We start from the raw sequence: 17,036 nt of genomic DNA, 5'->3' as shown, positions 1-17,036 counted from the left end.
GCCTCCGCTCAGCTGTCCCGGTCGGCGGGACGCGCGCCGGTGGCGTCGGCCCGGTCGGTGCGAACGGCGGAGGGATCGTCCGCCGGCTCGTCGTCGCCCGACGCGACGTGGACTGCGCCCTCGTCGTCGGACCGTTCCCCGTCGTCCGGCGGGGAGTCGTCGTCGGTCGGCGGTACGACGCCGGTTTCCTGCCAGGCGGCGTACTGCTCCTCGCTCACCACTTGGTAGCCCTCCGGCGCGGCGGCCCGCGCGGGGGTCTCCCGCTCGGAGAGGTCGACCTGGGACAGGTCGGACGTGGGGGGCGGGGTCGTCGTCGCCGCCGCGCCGAGCGGGATCAGGTAGTCCCGAGGGCCACGCACCCGGACGAAGTAGATCAACGCGCCGAGGAAGACCAGGGCGGCGGTCCAGACGTTGAGCCGGACGCCGAGGATGTGGTTGGCCTCGTCGGTGCGCATCAGCTCGATCCAGAACCGGCCGACGGTGTAACCCATCACGTAGAGCGCGAACGCCCGACCCCGACCCAGCTTGAGCCGACGGTCGACGATGAGGACCAGAGCCACGACGCCGAGGTTCCACAGCGCCTCGTAGAGGAAGGTGGGGTGGTAGAGGCCCGGTTCGAGGATGGGCTGCCCGGCGTCGTCGCGGAGCGCGTGCCCGGGGTTGTCCGGGTCCATCCGATGGATCTCCAGGCCCCACGGCAGGGTCGTCGGGCCACCGAAGAGCTCGTTGTTGAACCAGTTGCCGAGCCGGCCGACCGCCTGGGCCAACGGCAGCCCGGGGGCCAGCGCGTCGGCCACCACACCGAACGGAATGCCCAGCTGCCGGGCCGCGATCCAGACGCCGACCGCGCCACCGGCGACCGCGCCCCAGATGCCGAGACCGCCCTCCCAGATGGCGAACGCCTTGATCGGCTCCCCGCCGGCGCCGAAGTATTTCTCCGGTGAGGTGACCACGTGGTAGATCCGGGCACCGATGATGCCCGAGGGCACCGCCCAGACGGCGATGTCGAGCACCGCGCCAGGCGCGACGCCGCGCTGCCGTAGCCGGCGCTCCGTCACCCAGCAGGCCAGCACGATGCCGGCGATGATGCAGAGCGCGTAGGCCCGGATCGGCACCGGCCCGAGCTGCCAGACCGCGGTGCTGGGGCTGGGCAGGGCCGCCTGGGGGGAGAGCGAGGCGAGGGTCACGGGTGCACACGCTACCGCTGCACACCCCCGCAGCGGCACCCCGGGCCGCTGGAGCGCGCATCCCGGTGACTTCTGGTTTGCACCGCCGTACGCTCTTTGTCCATGAGCGCGCTCACCTGGGCGGTCGCCGCGGTCGTCACCGACGACACCGGTCGGGTGCTGCTCTGCCAGCAGGGCCGGGGGACGCGCCGCTACGCGTTGCCCGGCGGGCGGCTACGGCCGGCCGAGGGCCCGGTGCGGGCGGCGCTACGGGACATCCGCGCGGAGACCGGCTGGGACATCGAGCTGATCGACCTGGTCGGCGTCTACCACCTGGGCGGTCCTTCGGGGGAGGCTGCGGCCGGGCGCGCCGGGCCGCTGCCGGACGTCCTCGTACACGTGTTCCGGGCCCGCGCGGCCGGGGTGCGACCCGCCACCGACCCACCGCCGGGCTGCCGGTTGTCCTGGCACTCCCCCGACGCGCTGCCCGCGGTGGTCACCCCACTCACCCGGGCCGCCGTCACCGACGCGACCGCCGACCGCTCGGGCGTGCTCCGCGACGTCCCCTGGGTGCCCGACACCGTCGCCTCGGGGCAGCCGCCGGAGCAACGCGGCGAGGTCGCGGACCCGTCCCTGCACCCCTGACAAGCCGCAACCGTCCCGAGGTCCGCCGCTGGTCGCGCTTGGCGCGGCCGGGCTCAGCGGGTGGGGTTACGGACGCCCTCGGCGAGTTCGGCGCTGAGGGTACGCAGCGCGGCCAGCCCATCCGCCTCGGTGGGCGCGTCGAGCAGGCACCGGATCAGCGCGCTGCCCACGATCACACCGTCGGCGTAACCGGCGACGGTGCCGGCCTGCGCGCCGGTGCCCACACCCAGGCCGACACCGATCGGCAGGTCGGTGACCGCGCGGGCCCGGGAGACCAGCGTCGGGGCGGCGTCCGAGGTGCGCGCCCGGGCACCGGTCACCCCCATCACGGCGGTCGCGTAGACGAAACCACGGCAGTGCTGGGTCGTCATCGCCAGCCGGGCGTCGGTGGACGACGGCGAGACCAGGAAGGTGCGGTCCAGCCCGTGCGCGTCCGAGGCGGCCAGCCACTCGTCGGCCTCGTCGGGGATGAGGTCCGGGGTGATCAGACCGGTGCCGCCGGCGGAGGCGAGGTCACGGGCGAAGACGTCCACGCCGTACCGCTCGACCGGGTTCCAGTAGGTCATGGTGACCACCGGAGCGCCGGTGGCCGCCACCGCCTCGATGATGCGCATCGTGTCCGCGGTGCGTACGCCCCCGGCCAGCGCGATGTCACTGGCCCGCTGGATCACCGGCCCGTCCATCACCGGGTCGGAGTAGGGGATCTCCACCTCGATGACGTCGACGCCGGCCTCGACCATGGCGGTCATCGCGGCGATGCTGCCCTCGACGGTGGGGAAACCGGCCGGCATGCAGCCGATCAGCAGCGCCCGTCCGTCCGCGCGGGCCTTGTCGAAGGCCACCCCGATCCGACTCATCTCACCGCTCCTTGTCGAGGATGCCGAAGTAGTCGCCGGCGGTGTGCACGTCCTTGTCGCCCCGACCGGAGAGGTTGACCACGATGGTGGGCTCCCGGCCCAGCTCGGCGGCGAGCTTCGGGGCCAGCGCGACGGTGCCGGCGAGCGCATGTGCGCTCTCGATCGCCGGGATGATGCCCTCGGTGCGGCAGAGCAGCTCGAACGCGGCCATCGCCTCGTCGTCGGTGACCGGCAGGTAGCTGGCCCGGCCGGTGTCGTGCAGCCACGCGTGCTCGGGCCCGACGCCCGGGTAGTCCAGGCCGGCGGAGATCGAGTGTGACTCCAGGGTCTGCCCGTCGGCGTCCTGGAGCACGAAGGTGCGGGTGCCGTGCAGCACCCCGGCGGACCCGCCGGTGATGCTCGCCGCGTGCCGGCCGGTGGCCACCCCTTCGCCACCGGCTTCGAAGCCGTACAGCCGCACCGCCTCGTCGCCCACGAACGCGTGGAAGATGCCGAGCGCGTTGGAGCCGCCGCCGACGCAGGCGGTGACCGCGTCCGGCAGCCCACCGGTGAGGTCCAGGCACTGCTGGCGGGCCTCGTCACCGATGCCCCGGACGAAGTCGCGCACCATCGCCGGGAACGGGTGCGGGCCCGCGGCGGTGCCGATCAGGTAGTGCGTCTCGTCGACGTTGGCCACCCAGTCGCGCATCGCCTCGTTCATCGCGTCCTTCAGGGTGCGCGAACCGTTGGTGACCGGGACGACGGTCGCGCCGAGCATCCGCATCCGGGCCACGTTGAGCGCCTGCCGCTCGGTGTCGACCTGGCCCATGTAGACCACGCACTCCAGGTCGAACAGGGCGGCGGCGGTCGCGGTGGCGACACCGTGCTGACCGGCACCGGTCTCCGCGATCACCCGGGTCTTGCCCATCCGCTTGGTGAGCAGCGCCTGGCCGAGCACGTTGCGCACCTTGTGCGCACCCGTGTGGTTGAGGTCCTCGCGCTTGAGCAGCACCCGCGCGCCGACCTTCGCGGAGAACCGCCGGGCCTCGTAGAGCAACGACGGCGTGCCCGCGTAGTCGCGCAGCAGCGCGCCGAACTCGGCCCGGAAGGACTCGTCCGCCATCGCCGTACGCCACGCCCCGTCGAGCTCGTCCAGCGCGGCCACCAGGGCCTCGGGCACGAACCGACCGCCGAAGCGGCCGAAGTGGCCGGCGGAGTCGGGCTGCGAGCCGGCCACCGGGGCCAGCGCATCGGCGCTCATCGGAAATCCTCTCGGTGGGGCGTCACACCGGCGCGGGTCAGCGCACCGGCCGGGGCGTCGCCGGGTGGTTGCCGGCGTTGACCAGTTCGGCCACCGCCTCGCGGGGGCTCTTCTGGGTGACCAGGCCCTCGCCCACGAGGACCGCGTCGGCCCCCGCGGAGGCGTACCGGATCAGGTCGTGCGGGCCACGAACGCCGGATTCGGCGATCTTGACGACGCTGCTGGGCAGGCCGGGCGCTATCCGCTCGAACACCGACCGGTCGACCTTCAGGGTACGCAGGTCACGGGCGTTGACCCCGATCACCTGCGCGCCGGCCTCCAACGCACGGTCGGCCTCTTCCTCGTCGTGCACCTCGACCAGCGCGGTCATGCCCAGCGACTCGATCCGCTCCAGAAGGCCCGTCAGGACGTTCTGCTCCAGGGCGGCGACGATCAGCAGCACCAGGTCGGCGCCGTGCGCGCGGGCCTCGTGGATCTGGTAGCTGGAGACCACGAAGTCCTTCCGCAGCACCGGCACGGTGACCGCGGCACGGACAGCCGCCAGGTCGTCCAGCGAACCGCCGAACCAGCGCCCCTCGGTCAGCACGCTGATCGCCCGCGCCCCACCGGCCGCGTAGTCGACAGCGAGGTCAGCCGGATCGGCGATCTCGGCCAGCCGGCCCTTGGATGGCGACGAACGCTTCACCTCGGCGATAACGGCCACGCCGGGCTTACGCAGCGCCGCGTACGCGTCCATCGGCGGCGGCGCCGCCGCCGCCAGTTCACGGATCCGCTCCAGCGGAACCTGCTCCTGGCGTCGGGCGACGTCTTCACGCACGCCGGCCAGGATCTCGTCGAGCACGCTTACGGACGCTGCCTGGCCGGCCTCGTCCCCCTCCGCCTGCGCATGTTCAGCAGTCACGAACGGACTCCCCTCTCCGGGCGTCATGGGCCGATGCTAGGGGCAGCCGGCCGACGCCGAATGCCGGGGGTATGGCGCTGCTCACGAAAAGGGCTGCGGCATAATGGCCGACTTGCCGTGAAGGGGTTGTCACGCAGCGCCACCTCCGGTATCGACCACCGTCACGCGGTATGGGGCCTGGCGGCCGCGGTCGGACCCGGCCGATCCATCGATCATGCCACCTCCCTCCGTCCGGCGCCCGCCGGCAGCGATGCCGATCGATGCTGTGAGCAAGCTCAAGGCCGAACGGACGGTCCCTGTTCACGGCCGAGGCGGGACAGTTGACCGGGCGGTCACCGCGGCGAAACGTCGGCCGGCGAGCATCGTCCTCGGGCAGACTCGATGGCGCGCCTGCCCGACCGCCGCAACTCCTCCTGCGAGGTGACCATGAGCATTTCCGAGCCGCACCCGACCATCGGACTGACCACCATCTCGCGGACGGTGGCGTCGCTCGCCGTCGGAGTGGTGCACACCGTGGAACGGGCCGTGGTGGGCGAGGGACGGATGCGGACGGCACGGGGCAACGCCTGGGAGGCGGTCTGCGCCGACCGGGCCCGCGCCGACCAACGCGCCGAGCTGAACCGCCTGGTCGCCGAGCTGAGCGCCGCCCGCGCCGCCAGTCACCGCGCCCAGTGGGAACGCCAGCCGGTCGGCTGACAAACCGCCGGCCGTCGCGGCCACCGCGTCAGTCGGCCGTCGGGTCCTCGCCCCGGTCCAGCGCGTCCCACGCCTCGGTGGTCCGCCGCCCCGCCAACGGCGTCGGCGGCCCGGCCGGGTCGCGCTGCGCCGACGCGGCCTCCGGAGCGATTCGCGCCGGACGTTCGTACCGGGCGCCCATCGCCGGCCAGTCGCCGCCCCGCAACGCCGTCCACCAGCCGCCCACGGCCGCCAGCAGGCCGCCGATCAGACAGAGCGCCGGCCACTGCCGGCTGACCGCGCCGCCCACGTCGGCCACCAGCCCATACCCGCCGCCGGCCGCCACGGCCAGACCGAGCACGCCGAGCAGCACACCGAGCACCCGACGCAGGTTGCCCCGGGTGGCCAGCACCGCGCCACCCCCGGCCAAGGTCACCAGGGCCAACGCCGGCAGCCAGGGCAGCAGACTCGCACCGCTGCGGGTGTCGCGCACCGGCGGCAGCGGCGCCGGGCGGACCGTCAACTCGACCGACCAGCTACGCGTCGCGGCCCACAGCGCCAGGCTCGCGCCGGCCAGGCAGAGCAACACGGCGTACGTCAACGCGCGCCGGCCCACGACGGACCGCTCCCCGCCGCTCACGCTCATCGCGCTGGTCCTTCGTTCGCGACTGCGGGGCTCCGCTCCGCTGCACTCACCGAGCCGGCCGGAGGGTTTCGGCGGCCGCGATCGCGGCCAGCACGGCCGCGGCCTTGTTCCGCGTCTCCTGGTCCTCGGCGGCCGGGTCCGAGTCGGCGACCACCCCCGCCCCGGCCTGGACGTAGGCGCGGCCGTCGCGGATCAGCGCGGTCCGGATGGCGATCGCCATGTCCAGGTCTCCGCCGAAGCCGAAGTAGCCGACGGTGCCGCCGTAGATGCCACGACGGACCGGCTCCAACTCCTCGATGATCTCCATGGCGCGCACCTTGGGCGCCCCGGAGAGCGTGCCGGCCGGGAAGGTCGCGGCCAGCGCGTCGAAGGCGCTCTGGTCATCACGCAGGGTGCCGGTGACGGTGGAGACGATGTGCATGACGTGGCTGTACCGCTCGATGGTGGCGAACTCGGGCACCTCCACGCTGCCGGGCTGGCAGACCCGGCCCAGATCGTTGCGGCCGAGGTCGACAAGCATCACGTGCTCGGCCCGTTCCTTCGGGTCGGCGAGCAGCTCGGCGGCGAGCGCGGCGTCGGCGGCGGGGGTGCCGCCGCGCGGCCGGGTGCCGGCGATCGGATGCAGCAACGCCCGTCGCCGACCGTCCGCGGCCCCGGTGACCTTCAGGTGCGCCTCCGGGGAGGAGCCGACGATGTCGAACCCGTCGAAGCGCAGCAGGTACATGTACGGGCTGGGGTTGCTGGTGCGCAGCACCCGGTAGACGTCCAGCGGATCGGCGTGGGTGGTCCGCTCGAAGCGCTGGGAGAGCACGATCTGGAAGCACTCACCGGCCCGGATCGCCTCCTTCGCCGCCTCCACCGCCTTCGGGTAGCCACCGTCGGACGTACGGCAGAGCACCTCGCCGGCCGGCGGACGCTCGACCGTGGAGATCATCGGCGGGATGGGCCGGGACAGCGCCGTGGTCATCGCGTCCAACCGGCCCACCGCGTGGTGGTAGGCGGCGGCGACCTGCGGGGCGCGGTCCGGGGCGTCCAACGGCGGCAGCACCGCGTTGGCGACCAGGATCGCCGAGCCGTCGTAGTGGTCGAGCACCACCAGGTCGGTGGCGAGCATCATGCCCAGCTCCGGGACGCCCAGGTCGTCCTCGGTCAGCTCGGGCAACCGCTCGAAGCGCCGGATCAGGTCGTAACCGAGGTAGCCGACCATCCCCCCGGTCAGCGGCGGCAGACCGTCGGACGGGTCACCGACAGGGCCGGCCAGCGCCGCCACCGTCTCCCGCAACATCTGCACGGGGTCGCCCTCGGTGCTCAGCCCGGTCGGCGGCTGGCCGAGCCAGGTCGCCACGCCGTCGCGTTCGATCAGGGTCGCGCTGCTGCGGACGCCGATGAACGAGTACCGCGACCAGGCCATCCCGGCCGAGCCGACGCCCTGCTCGGCCGATTCCAACAGGAACGTGCCCGGTCCGCCGGCCAGCTTCCGGTAGACCCCGACCGGGGTCTCCGCGTCGGCCAGCAGCCGCCGGGTGACCGGCACCACCCGCCAGTCGGCGGCCAGCGCGGTGAAGGTGGCCAGGTCAGGGCTGAGGGTGCCGTCGGTCATGACCGTGCCTGCCTCTCGTTCGCGACTGCGGGGCTCCGCTGCGCTGCACTCCTCGCGCTCACCGTGCCTCCGGCCCGGTGACGGGCAGCTCGGTGAAGAAGCAGGTCCGGTGGCCGGTGTGGCAGGCCGCACCGACCTGGTCCACGCTTACCAGCAGCGCGTCCCCGTCGCAGTCCAGGGCGACCGACCGCACGTACTGGTGGTGCCCGGAGGTGGCGCCCTTGACCCAGTATTCGCGTCGGCTGCGCGACCAGTAGGTGGCCCGGCCGGTGGTGAGGGTGCGGTGCAACGCCTCGTCGTCCATCCAGGCGACCATCAGCACCTCGCCGGAGTCGTGCGCGCGCACCACGGCGGCGACCAGACCGTCGGCGGTGCGGCGCAGCTGGGCCGCGATGGCCGGGTCGAGCCGGGACGGGCGCGCCGGTGCGGGCGCTAGCGGGTCGTTCGGATCGCTGGGGACGCCGGTCACCGGCGGGTCAGGTACGGGCACAGTCAGCAATTCTCCCGCACGCGGCGCGGGCACCGCTGACCCCTCCCGCCGGGGCTGGGTCGGAGGCCCCGAAGGCCGGGGGTGTGGCGTTGGCCCGGCCGGCCGGGCCAGCTGGGAGACGTAGCGGTCCAGACGGCCGTCGACCAGGGCGGCGGCCAGGTCCGCGCCGGCCGTGTCGGCGATCTCCTCGGCGTACGGCCGGATCAACGGCAGCGTTCCGGCGACCAGCCGTACGGCGGCGGCCCAGAGCTGCCCGGTGGCGCCCGGACGCAGCCCGAGGCAGAGCAGCATGTCCGCCCGGTAGCCGGGTGGGGCCACCGGCAGTTCCAGGGCCGCCGCGAAGGCCGCCCGGCGGGAGTGCACCCGCACCGACGGGTTGGCCGGGCGCAGCACCGAGGGGCAGAGCCGTGCCAGGTCGGCGACGGCGAGCCGGACCCCGAGGCGGTCGCCGGCCGCGCGAGCGGCGGCGGCCTTACCCAGCGTGGCGATCATCTCTTCCAGTCGGGGTGGCTCGGCGGGCTGACAGAGCACCGGAAGGTCGATCCGGGGCCGCCAGTGCGGGTCGGCCCAGAGCAGCCGCGCCGGCGCGGTGACCGGCAGCCCGAACGCCCAGTCGGCCGGTTCACCGAGTCGGTGCACCCAGGACCGGATGTCCCGGGCGGCCACCGAGACGTGGGTGACCTGGCCTGCGGACTCAGCCAGGTAGGCCTGGCGGGCCGCGTACGGGGCGCCGCCGACCAACACGTCGAGGTCGACGTCGCTGTGCACGGTGGCGGCCAGGCGGGCGTGGCTGCCGCGCAACAGGATGCCGACGACCGGCCGCTCGGCGGCCTGCCGCAACCGCGCGGTCAAATCGTCGAGAAAACCGCTATCCGGTAACGGAGCGTGACCCACCGCGCCATCGTGCCGCACGTCCGATCAGGGCGCAATGCCCGTTGGCGGACTTCGTGTCCGGTCCGGAGCCTACTGCCCGTTCTCGCGCTCCGCGCGACGGTCGACAGCCGGGCACCGGCCCGGACGTTGCGCCCGGAGCGGCATTTCATCTAGCGTTGAGTTCAACAGTTGATGAGTTTTGTGGAGGTGCGACATGGACGATGCGATAGCCGTCCGAGACCTGGTCGTCGACCGGGGTGGGCGGCGGGTGCTGGACGGCATCAGCTGCCGCGTCCCGCGCGGCGCGGTCACCGGGCTGCTCGGCCCCAGCGGCAGCGGCAAGACCACATTCATGCGCGCGGTGGTCGGGGTGCAGCTGGTCAGCGGCGGAACGGTCACCGTGCTCGGTCAACCAGCGGGCACCCCCGCGCTGCGGCACCGGGTGGGCTACCTGACCCAGGCGCCGAGCGTCTACGCCGACCTGACCGTCCGGGAGAACGCCCGCTACTTCGCGGCCCTGTACGGGCGTGGGCGGGTCGAGGCCGATCGGGCGATCAGCGATGTCGGGCTGGCCGAGGCGGCCGGTCAACTGGTAGGCACCCTCTCCGGCGGTCAACGCAGCCGAGCCTCGCTGGCGTGTGCCCTGGTCGGGGAGCCGGAGCTGGTCATCCTCGACGAGCCGACCGTCGGTCAGGACCCGGTGCTGCGGGCCGATCTGTGGGCCCGGTTCCACGCCATGGCAGCCGCCGGCACCACCCTGCTGGTGTCCAGCCACGTGATGGACGAGGCGGCACGCTGTGACCGCCTGCTGCTGATCCGTCAGGGGCGGCTGATCGCCGACGACAGCCCCGCAGCGATCCGCGCCGCCGCCGGTGTGGACGACCTCGACGAGGCGTTCCTACGGCTCATCCGGGCCAGCGAGGCCGCCGCCCCCAGCACCGACGCGACCGCAGCCCGGGAGACAGCATGAACCCGCGAATCCTCGCCGCCACCACCGGCCGCATCCTGCGTCAGCTCCGGCACGACCGGCGGACCATCGCGCTGCTCGTGGTGGTGCCGGCCGTCCTGCTCACCCTGGTCTACTTCATGTACGCCGACCAGCCGACCCCGCCCGGCCAGCCGACCACCTTCGACCGGATCGCGCTGGTGATGCTCGGCATCTTCCCCTTCGTGATCATGTTCCTGGTGACCAGCATCGCCATGCTGCGGGAACGCACCTCGGGCACGCTGGAGCGGCTGCTCACCACCCCGCTGGGCAAGCTCGACCTGCTCTTCGGGTACGGCATCGCGTTCGGGCTGGCCGCCGCCGTGCAGGCCGCCGTCGCCGCCGCCGTGGCGTACTGGATCTTCGATCTGGAGACCGCCGGCAGCATCGGGCTGGTGCTCGGGATCGCCGTGCTCGACGCCGTGCTCGGCGTCGCCCTCGGGCTGCTGTGCAGCGCCTTCGCGCGCACCGAGTTCCAGGCAGTACAGTTCCTGCCAGTCGTGGTGGTCCCCCAACTGCTGCTCTGCGGGTTGTTCGTGGCCCGCGACCAGATGGCCGGCTGGCTCCAGGCGCTCAGCGACGCCTTCCCCCTGTCGTACGCCATCGAGGCGTTGCAGGAGGTCGGAGCCCACGCCGAGCCGACCGGCCGGATGTGGCGGGACGTGGCGGTGGTGCTCGGTGCTGTGGTGCTGGCGCTGGTGCTCGCGGCGGCCACCCTGCGTCGACGCAGCGGCTGACCGACACCGCCGGTGGGCGGTGACTGACCCCGGCCCCGAGGTGGGCCGGGGTCAGGTGGACGAACGAAGGGCGGCGATGACGCGGCGGACCGGCCGGCGACCCGGCAAACCGGACACCCGGGAGGCGATTCTCGACGCGGCGCGGACGGCGTTCGCCGAACGTGGCTTCGACGCCGCCTCCATCCGGGCGATCGCCGGCACGGCGGAGGTCGATCCGGCGCTGGTGCACCACTACTTCGGCAGCAAGGACCAGCTCTTCCTGGCCGCGATGAACTTCCCGGTCGACCCCGGTCAGTTGGTGCCGAAGGTGCTCGCCGGTGACCAGGACGCCATCGGTGAACGGCTGGTGCGCACCTTCCTCGGCATCTGGGACTCCCCGGTCGGCGGCGCCGCACAGGCACTGCTTCGCTCCGCGGTGAGCAACGAGTGGACGGCTCGGCTGCTGCGTGAGTTCGTCACCACCCAGGTGCTGCGCCGGGTGCTGGAAAACCTCGACGTCGATCCGGCCGAGCTGCCACTGCGGGGCTCCCTGGTGGCCAGTCAGATGATCGGCCTGGCCATGATGCGACACGTGGTGCGCCTTGAGCCGGTCGCCTCGGCGGACCCGGAGACCCTGGTGGCCGCGGTCGGCCCCACGATCCAGCGTTACCTAACCGGCCCGCTGCCGAGCTGACCCGTCGGGGATGGCCGCCGAGCCGACAGCGGGGCCGGATCAGCGCGGCGGCCGGGAGTCGGCCGGGAGTCGCAGCGGCGGCAGCAGCCGCGGCAGCTCGGCCGGGTCGGCCACCGGGCTGGGGAAGGCCAGCCGGACCCGACGCCGGGCACCGGGTTGGCCGAGGGCGACCACCAGCCCGTAGCGGTCGATGCGCACCACCCGGGGCGGCCCGTCCGGGGCCTGCTCGGTCAACCCGAGCTGCCGACGCAGGTACGCGGTCACCTGGGCGCCGTGGCGCTCGGCGAGGTCGGCCAGCAGGCGGGCCTCGACCGGGTGCACCGGGTCCGGCTCGGCCTCGGCGTACTCCACCGGGTCGATCCGGTGCACGACGCCGGCCCGCTCCCAGCGGACCTCGACCACCTCGAAGCGGAACAGCCGGAACCGGGTGCCCAGGTCGAGCAGGTCGCCGGTCGGCTCCACCGTGGCGAACTCGACCGCCGCGTGGCGGGCCTCGTCGCCGCGCAGCTCGGCCGCCCAGCCGGACACCCAGGCCCGACCCAGGCCGGGCGCGCCGGCGGCGGGCGGCAGGTCGAGGACGTCGAGCACCACCGCGACGTCGCTGCCCCCGGCGGCCGGTTGCAGGGCGGCAGCCAGGTGGCTGGCCACCGGCACCAGCAGCAGCACCCGCCCGTCCGAGTCGGTGACGTGCCGGGCGTGGTGCGGGCCCGGCCGGTGGGCCAGGTGCACGAGGCCGGGCAGCCGGCCGGCGACGAGGGTACGGACGATCTCGGCGGAGTTGGGCCGCATGGGCGCGACCTCCTTCAGAGGTTAGGCTTACCTAACCCGGAGCCTAGAGCACCCGCCCGCCGACGTCCACCACGTCACCGCACCTCACCGGGTCTGCTCCAGCCAGGAGGCGTAGAGCAGGCCGTAGACCGAGTCGGCGTCGCGGACCAGCTCGTCGTGCGGGCCGCGCTGCACCACCCGACCCCGGTCCACCACGATCACCTCGTCGGCGGCCTGCGCCGTGGAGAGCCGGTGCGCGATCGCGAGGGTGGTCCGACCCCGGGTGACCGCGTCCAGCGTGCGTTGCAACCGCACCTCCGTCGCCGGGTCCACCGCGCTGGTCGCCTCGTCGAGCACCAACAGGTCCGGATCGGCCACATACGCGCGGGCCAACGCGACAAGCTGCCGCTCCCCCACGCTGAGCGCCTCACCGCGCTCCCCGACCGGGGTGTTCAGGCCCGCCGGCAGGCCCTCCAGCCAGTCCGACAGGCCCAACTCGGTGAAGGCGGTGCTCAACTGCTCGTCGGTCAGCTCCGGGCGGGCGAACCGGACGTTGTCCCCCACCGTCGCGTCGAAGAGGAACCCGTCCTGCGGCACCATCACCACCCGGGAACGCAGCGAGTCGAACCGGACGTCCGTCAGCGGCACCCCGGACAGCAGCACCGCCCCGGCCGACGGGTCCATCAGCCGGGTCAGCAGCTTGGCGAACGTGGTCTTGCCGCTGCCGGTCTCACCGACCACCGCCACCCGGCTCTTCGCCGGGATCTCCAACTCGATGTCGTGCAGCACCGGCGGCCCACCCGGATAGGCGAACCGCACCCCGGCGAACCGGATGTCCAGCGGCCCGCCCGGCAGCTCCCGCCCCTGCTCCCCCGGGTCGGCCACGTCCGGCGCGACGTCCAGCACGTCCAGCACCCGACGCCAGCCGGCGATCGCGTTCTGCGCCTCGTTGAGCACCTCGGTGGCGATCTGCACCGGCTGGATGAAGAGCGTCACCAGGAAGAGGAACGCGGTCAGCTGACCGATCGACAGCGTGCCGTCCACCCCCAACAGCACGCCGAGCACCACCACGCCGGCCAGCGCCAGCCCCGCCGCCAACTCCCCGACCGAGCTGCCCACGATGCTGATCCGGATCGCCCGCTGCTGCGCCAGCCGCTGCCGGTCGATCGCCTCGTCCAACCGCCGCTCGGTGCGCCCGGCGATCCCGTACGCCCGGATCACCGGGGCGCCCACCACGCTCTCACCGATCGCGCCGAGCAGCGCCCCGGTGCGTTGGCGCACCGTCGCGTACGCCGCGCCGAGGCGGCGCTGCAACTGCCGGATGACGAACACCGCCGGCAGGAACGCGGCCAGCACCACAAGGGTCAACTGCCAGGAGTACGCCAGCATCACGGCGGTGGTGACCACCAGCTGACCGAGGTTGACCAGCAGGATCACCCCGCCCCACTGGAGGAACTGGGTGATCTGGTCGACGTCGCTGGTCACCCGCGAGACCAGCGAACCCCGCCGCTCCGACTGCTGGTGCAACATCGACAGGTCGTGCACATGCCGGAACGCCCGGGTCCGGACATTGGCCAACGCCGTCTCACTGACCGTGAACAGCCGGCGCATCATCAGGTAACCGCAGATCGTGGTGATCGTCAGGATCGCCGCGGTGATCGCCACCACCGACCAGACCACGTTCAGATTCAACCCACCGACGAGACCCCGGTCGATGCCCTGCTGCACCGCGACCGGCACGGCGACCCGACCGACCATGTAGACCAGCGCCAGGCCCAACGTGCCGACCAGACCGATCCGTAGCTCAGGCGAGAGCGCCAGGCCCCGACGCAGGGTCTGCCAGGTCGTCTCGTCCCGCTCAACCCGCTCTTCGGTCTTGACGCTCACCGGGCACGCCTTTCGTTCGCGACTGCGGGGCTCCGCTTCGCTGCACTCCTCGCGCTCACCGGTCCACCTCGATTTCCAGGCCCGACGGCAACGGCGCCACGTCGTCGCCGTACGAACTCTCCTGCGCGCGTTCGACCTCGGCCTGCTCGTAGGCGGTGACCAGGTCGACGTACCCGGGCACGGTGGCCAACAACTCGCTGTGGGTGCCCCGGGCGACCACCCGTCCCTGCTCCACGTAGATGACCTCGTCGGCGAGCGCGATGGTGGCCCGGCGGTACGCCACCACCAGGATCGACGCGGCCGGAACCCCCGCCTCGGCGGTCGATGACCGCAGTCCCGCCAGGATGGCCGCCTCCACTCGAGGATCGACCGCGCTGGTCGCGTCGTCGAGCACCAGCAGGCGCGGGCGACCGGCCAGCGCGCGGGCCAGGGTGAGCCGCTGCCGCTGACCGCCGGAGAGCGAGGTGCCCCGCTCGCCGACCATGGTGTCCAGGCCGTCCGGCAGCGCGGCGACGAAACCGTCCGCCTCGGCCAGCCGCAGCGCCGCCCAGACCACCTCGTCGTCGACACCAGGCCGGTCGAGGGCGATGTTGGCGCGGACCGTGTCGTCGAAGATGAAGGGCACCTGGGCGACCAGGGCCACCGTGCCGGCCAGCGACGCGGAGGTCAGCTCGCGCACGTCCACGCCGTCCAGGCTCACCGTGCCGGAGTCCGGGTCGACGAGGCGCACCGCCAACGACGCGATGGTGGACTTGCCGGCGCCGGTGGGCCCCACCAGGGCCACCGTCCGACCGGACGGCACCGTGAAGCCGACCTCGCCGAGGACCTGTGCGCCGGGCGGGTGCGCTTCGGCCGGTGGGTAGGAGTAGTGCACGTCGCTGAAGGTGAGGGTGGCCGGGCCGGAGCCGGTCGGGTCGAGCACCCGCTGCCCGTACGGCATCTCGCCGGTGGCGTCGAGCACCCGGCGGACCCGGTCCCACCCGGCGACGCTGCGCGGCAGCTCGGCCAGCACCCAACCGATGGCCCGCACCGGGAAGGCCAGCACGGTGAAGAGGAAGGCCACGCTGACCAGCTCGGTCACGCTGATCGCGCCCTGGCGCAGCCGGAACGCCCCGACCACCAGTACGGCGAGGGTGCCGAGGCTGGGCAGCGTCTCCAGCAGCGGGTCGAAGATGCCGCGCAGCCGGCCGACCGCGATCAGCGAGTCACGCAGCTCACCGGCGCGGCCCGCGAACCGGGCGGTCTCCTGGGCCTCGCGGCCCATCGTCTTGACCACCAGGGCGCCGTCGAAGCTCTCGTGGGCGATCCCGCTGACCTCGGCGCGCAGACGCTGTGCCCGGGCCTGCCGGGGTGCCATCCGGCGGGAGTAGACGACGTTGAGCGCGAACAGCGCGGGGAAGACCGCGAGGCCGACCAGGGCGAGCGCCCAGTCGGTGGCGAACAGCGACACGATCGCGCCGACCAGCATCACCAACGTGCCGACGGCGAACGGCAGCGGCGCGATCGGGTACCAGGCCGCCTCCACGTCCGAGTTGGCGTTGGAGAGCAGGGTGCCGGTGGAGTTGCGGTGGTGCCAGGACAGCGGCAGCTCCAGGTACCGACGGGTGACCCGGCGGCGGTAGGAGGCCTGCAGGCGGTACTGCATGTAGCCGGCGCCGAGCCGGCGGCCGACGATGCCCGCCACCCGCAGCACGCTGATGCCGAACAACGCGGCCGCGGCCAGCGCCAGGGTGCCGCCGCCCACCTCGCCCCGTTCGATGGCCGGAAGCGCCACCTCACCGATGACCGACCCGACGACCCGGGCACTGACAATGATCATCCCGCCGAAGAGCACGCTGCCGACGACCGCCACCGCGAAGATCCGCGGCTGCTCACGGATCGCCTGCCGCAGGACCCCCAGCCCTCGACTGAGAACGTCCCGACTTGTCTTGCTCGCCACGCTCTCCCCCGCCGTAAGCCGCAATTATCTCCCTCATCCTTACCGGTCGGGGCCAGCACCGCCGACCCTGACCGGATATGTCGACCGTCACGTACCGAACGGCGGCGTGCCGCGGCCGCCGACCGGCGCCCGCTGTCGCGCGCCGCCGGGCCACCGGGCCTACGATCGGGCCATGCCGCGGTACGCCCGAGCCGAGCGCGAGGCGCTCGCCGACCTTCTGCTGGCCCTCGGGCCGGACGCCCCGACGATCAACGAGGGCTGGGCGACCCGTGACCTCGCCGCACACCTGGTGGTGCGGGAACGCCGCCCGGACGCGGCGGGTGGGATCGTGCTGCCGCCGCTGCGCGGCTACGCCGAGCGGGTCCGTCTCCAACTCGCCGCGCGGCCCTACCCCGAACTGGTGGCGCAGGTGCGGCGACCGCCGCTGTGGAGCCCGGTCAGCAACCCGCTGACCGACGAGCTGGCCAACACCATGGAGTTCTTCATCCATCACGAGGACGTGCGGCGGGCCGGCTCCGGGTGGCAGCCCCGCGACCTGCCCGTCGGCCTCCAGGGTGCGCTGTGGAAGCGTGCCTCCCCGATGGCCCGGTTGGCCCTGCGCCGCTTTCCGGCGGACCTCTACGTGCAGGCGCCCGGCCACGGTGAGGTCTCCGTCGGTCGCGGGGGCGAGCCGCTGCGCCTGGTCGGCGCCCCGGCCGAGCTGGTGCTGTTCTTCTCCGGCCGGCAACGGGTGGCCCGGGTCCAACTGAACGGTGCGGCGGACGCGGCTCGGCGGTTGCGCGGCGCCAGTCTGGGCATGTGACTGAGTCCACATCAGCGGCCACCGAATGGTCGTGAAGTTACCCACACCCAGCGAAGCATGCTGATATCTCCTCCCGTACGCTGCACCGCGCCGCGCCGCGCCGCTTCGCGCCGAGCGGCACGAAGTGGGGGCACGCTGTGCGGGACTTCGCG

General features: G+C 73.2%; 16 protein-coding genes and 1 pseudogene. 6 read left to right on the top strand and 11 right to left on the bottom strand.

Annotation, left to right across the window (positions count from 1 at the left end; all coding sequences use genetic code 11):
* Window positions 1–8: 8 nt before the first annotated feature.
* On the bottom strand, window positions 9–1,187 hold the full coding sequence (gene lgt / locus ABZU52_RS12540) for a prolipoprotein diacylglyceryl transferase (RefSeq protein WP_354971163.1): 1,179 nt from the start codon (window positions 1,185–1,187) through the stop codon (window positions 9–11).
* Window positions 1,188–1,289: 102 nt separating this feature from the next.
* On the opposite strand from lgt, the gene ABZU52_RS12535 reads away from it, so the two are divergent.
* The gene (locus tag ABZU52_RS12535; RefSeq protein ID WP_354971162.1) at window positions 1,290–1,811 is read left to right on the top strand and encodes an NUDIX hydrolase; all 522 of its coding nucleotides are present in this window, start codon (window positions 1,290–1,292) and stop codon (window positions 1,809–1,811) included.
* A gap of 53 nt (window positions 1,812–1,864) precedes the next feature.
* Here ABZU52_RS12535 and trpA read toward each other — a convergent pair whose 3' ends face one another.
* Genes trpA through trpC form a run of 3 tightly spaced genes read right to left on the bottom strand, consistent with a single transcriptional unit; the run spans window position 1,865 to window position 4,749 of the window.
* A complete protein-coding gene (gene trpA, locus ABZU52_RS12530; protein WP_354971161.1) occupies window positions 1,865–2,668 on the bottom strand; it encodes a tryptophan synthase subunit alpha in 804 nt (267 codons plus the stop codon).
* 1 nt (window position 2,669) lies between these two features.
* A complete protein-coding gene (gene trpB, locus ABZU52_RS12525; RefSeq protein ID WP_354971160.1) occupies window positions 2,670–3,908 on the bottom strand; it encodes a tryptophan synthase subunit beta in 1,239 nt (412 codons plus the stop codon).
* A gap of 37 nt (window positions 3,909–3,945) precedes the next feature.
* Window positions 3,946–4,749 (bottom strand): indole-3-glycerol phosphate synthase TrpC, encoded by an 804-nt coding sequence (gene trpC / locus ABZU52_RS12520; protein ID WP_354971175.1) that lies wholly within the window; start codon window positions 4,747–4,749, stop codon window positions 3,946–3,948.
* 486 nt (window positions 4,750–5,235) lie between these two features.
* Between trpC and ABZU52_RS12515 the strand changes: the two genes are divergently transcribed.
* A complete protein-coding gene (locus ABZU52_RS12515) occupies window positions 5,236–5,505 on the top strand; it encodes a hypothetical protein (protein WP_354971174.1) in 270 nt (89 codons plus the stop codon).
* Between the two features lie 28 nt (window positions 5,506–5,533).
* On the opposite strand, the gene ABZU52_RS12510 is transcribed toward ABZU52_RS12515, so the two are convergent.
* The 4 genes and pseudogenes from ABZU52_RS12510 to ABZU52_RS12495 all read right to left on the bottom strand — a co-directional run.
* Window positions 5,534–6,130, bottom strand: a complete 597-nt coding sequence (locus tag ABZU52_RS12510; protein WP_354971159.1) for a Trp biosynthesis-associated membrane protein — start codon at window positions 6,128–6,130, stop codon at window positions 5,534–5,536.
* 46 nt (window positions 6,131–6,176) lie between these two features.
* The gene (locus ABZU52_RS12505) at window positions 6,177–7,730 is read right to left on the bottom strand and encodes an anthranilate synthase component I (RefSeq protein ID WP_354971158.1); all 1,554 of its coding nucleotides are present in this window, start codon (window positions 7,728–7,730) and stop codon (window positions 6,177–6,179) included.
* A 58-nt stretch (window positions 7,731–7,788) separates the two neighbouring features.
* Complete coding sequence (hisI, locus tag ABZU52_RS12500; protein ID WP_354971173.1) at window positions 7,789–8,220, bottom strand: phosphoribosyl-AMP cyclohydrolase; 432 nt, start codon at window positions 8,218–8,220, stop codon at window positions 7,789–7,791.
* Between the two features lie 207 nt (window positions 8,221–8,427).
* Window positions 8,428–8,712: pseudogene (locus tag ABZU52_RS12495) on the bottom strand (phosphoribosyl-AMP cyclohydrolase); the annotation flags it as partial.
* A 595-nt stretch (window positions 8,713–9,307) separates the two neighbouring features.
* On the opposite strand from ABZU52_RS12495, the gene ABZU52_RS12490 reads away from it, so the two are divergent.
* The 3 genes from ABZU52_RS12490 to ABZU52_RS12480 all read left to right on the top strand — a co-directional run bounded on the left by ABZU52_RS12490 (window position 9,308) and on the right by ABZU52_RS12480 (window position 11,488).
* Complete coding sequence (locus ABZU52_RS12490) at window positions 9,308–10,063, top strand: ABC transporter ATP-binding protein (protein ID WP_354971157.1); 756 nt, start codon at window positions 9,308–9,310, stop codon at window positions 10,061–10,063.
* Window positions 10,060–10,815 carry an ABC transporter permease gene (locus tag ABZU52_RS12485; protein WP_354971156.1) on the top strand — a complete coding sequence of 252 codons (756 nt, stop codon included), beginning with the start codon at window positions 10,060–10,062 and terminating at the stop codon, window positions 10,813–10,815. The genes ABZU52_RS12490 and ABZU52_RS12485 overlap by 4 nt, the downstream gene beginning before the upstream one ends.
* A gap of 76 nt (window positions 10,816–10,891) precedes the next feature.
* Window positions 10,892–11,488 (top strand): TetR family transcriptional regulator, encoded by a 597-nt coding sequence (locus tag ABZU52_RS12480; protein ID WP_354971155.1) that lies wholly within the window; start codon window positions 10,892–10,894, stop codon window positions 11,486–11,488.
* 39 nt (window positions 11,489–11,527) lie between these two features.
* Here the strand turns inward: ABZU52_RS12480 and ABZU52_RS12475 are convergent, their stop codons facing one another.
* From ABZU52_RS12475 to ABZU52_RS12465, 3 genes are all read right to left on the bottom strand, one after another.
* Entirely contained in the window at window positions 11,528–12,277 is a 750-nt protein-coding gene (locus tag ABZU52_RS12475) for a DUF2470 domain-containing protein (RefSeq protein WP_354971154.1), read from the bottom strand.
* Window positions 12,278–12,361: 84 nt separating this feature from the next.
* Window positions 12,362–14,143 carry an ABC transporter ATP-binding protein gene (locus ABZU52_RS12470; protein ID WP_354971153.1) on the bottom strand — a complete coding sequence of 594 codons (1,782 nt, stop codon included), beginning with the start codon at window positions 14,141–14,143 and terminating at the stop codon, window positions 12,362–12,364.
* Between the two features lie 55 nt (window positions 14,144–14,198).
* Window positions 14,199–16,082: an ABC transporter ATP-binding protein gene (locus ABZU52_RS12465; protein WP_354971152.1), complete on the bottom strand. Its 1,884-nt coding sequence runs from the start codon at window positions 16,080–16,082 to the stop codon at window positions 14,199–14,201.
* Window positions 16,083–16,254: 172 nt separating this feature from the next.
* On the opposite strand from ABZU52_RS12465, the gene ABZU52_RS12460 reads away from it, so the two are divergent.
* On the top strand, window positions 16,255–16,884 hold the full coding sequence (locus ABZU52_RS12460) for a TIGR03085 family metal-binding protein (protein WP_354971151.1): 630 nt from the start codon (window positions 16,255–16,257) through the stop codon (window positions 16,882–16,884).
* Window positions 16,885–17,036: the final 152 nt, after the last annotated feature.

The organism is Micromonospora sp. NPDC005220 (assembly GCF_040607895.1).
In the GTDB taxonomy this organism is placed as follows: Bacteria; Actinomycetota; Actinomycetes; order Mycobacteriales; family Micromonosporaceae; genus Micromonospora.
Note: the sequence above shows the minus strand (reverse complement) of the source record. Positions and strands in the feature narration are given on the sequence as shown.

Bases quoted from the DNA above. Each gene is read 5' to 3' on its own strand.
- ABZU52_RS12535 (WP_354971162.1), top strand. From the start codon at position 1,290: ATGAGCGCGCTCACCTGGGCGGTCGCCGCGGTCGTCACCGACGACACC.
- trpA (WP_354971161.1), bottom strand. From the start codon at position 2,668: ATGAGTCGGATCGGGGTGGCCTTCGACAAGGCCCGCGCGGACGGACGG.
- trpB (WP_354971160.1), bottom strand. From the start codon at position 3,908: ATGAGCGCCGATGCGCTGGCCCCGGTGGCCGGCTCGCAGCCCGACTCC.
- ABZU52_RS12515 (WP_354971174.1), top strand. From the start codon at position 5,236: ATGAGCATTTCCGAGCCGCACCCGACCATCGGACTGACCACCATCTCG.
- ABZU52_RS12510 (WP_354971159.1), bottom strand. From the start codon at position 6,130: ATGAGCGTGAGCGGCGGGGAGCGGTCCGTCGTGGGCCGGCGCGCGTTG.
- ABZU52_RS12505 (WP_354971158.1), bottom strand. From the start codon at position 7,730: ATGACCGACGGCACCCTCAGCCCTGACCTGGCCACCTTCACCGCGCTG.
- ABZU52_RS12490 (WP_354971157.1), top strand. From the start codon at position 9,308: ATGGACGATGCGATAGCCGTCCGAGACCTGGTCGTCGACCGGGGTGGG.
- ABZU52_RS12485 (WP_354971156.1), top strand. From the start codon at position 10,060: ATGAACCCGCGAATCCTCGCCGCCACCACCGGCCGCATCCTGCGTCAG.
- ABZU52_RS12480 (WP_354971155.1), top strand. From the start codon at position 10,892: ATGACGCGGCGGACCGGCCGGCGACCCGGCAAACCGGACACCCGGGAG.
- ABZU52_RS12475 (WP_354971154.1), bottom strand. From the start codon at position 12,277: ATGCGGCCCAACTCCGCCGAGATCGTCCGTACCCTCGTCGCCGGCCGG.
- ABZU52_RS12460 (WP_354971151.1), top strand. From the start codon at position 16,255: ATGCCGCGGTACGCCCGAGCCGAGCGCGAGGCGCTCGCCGACCTTCTG.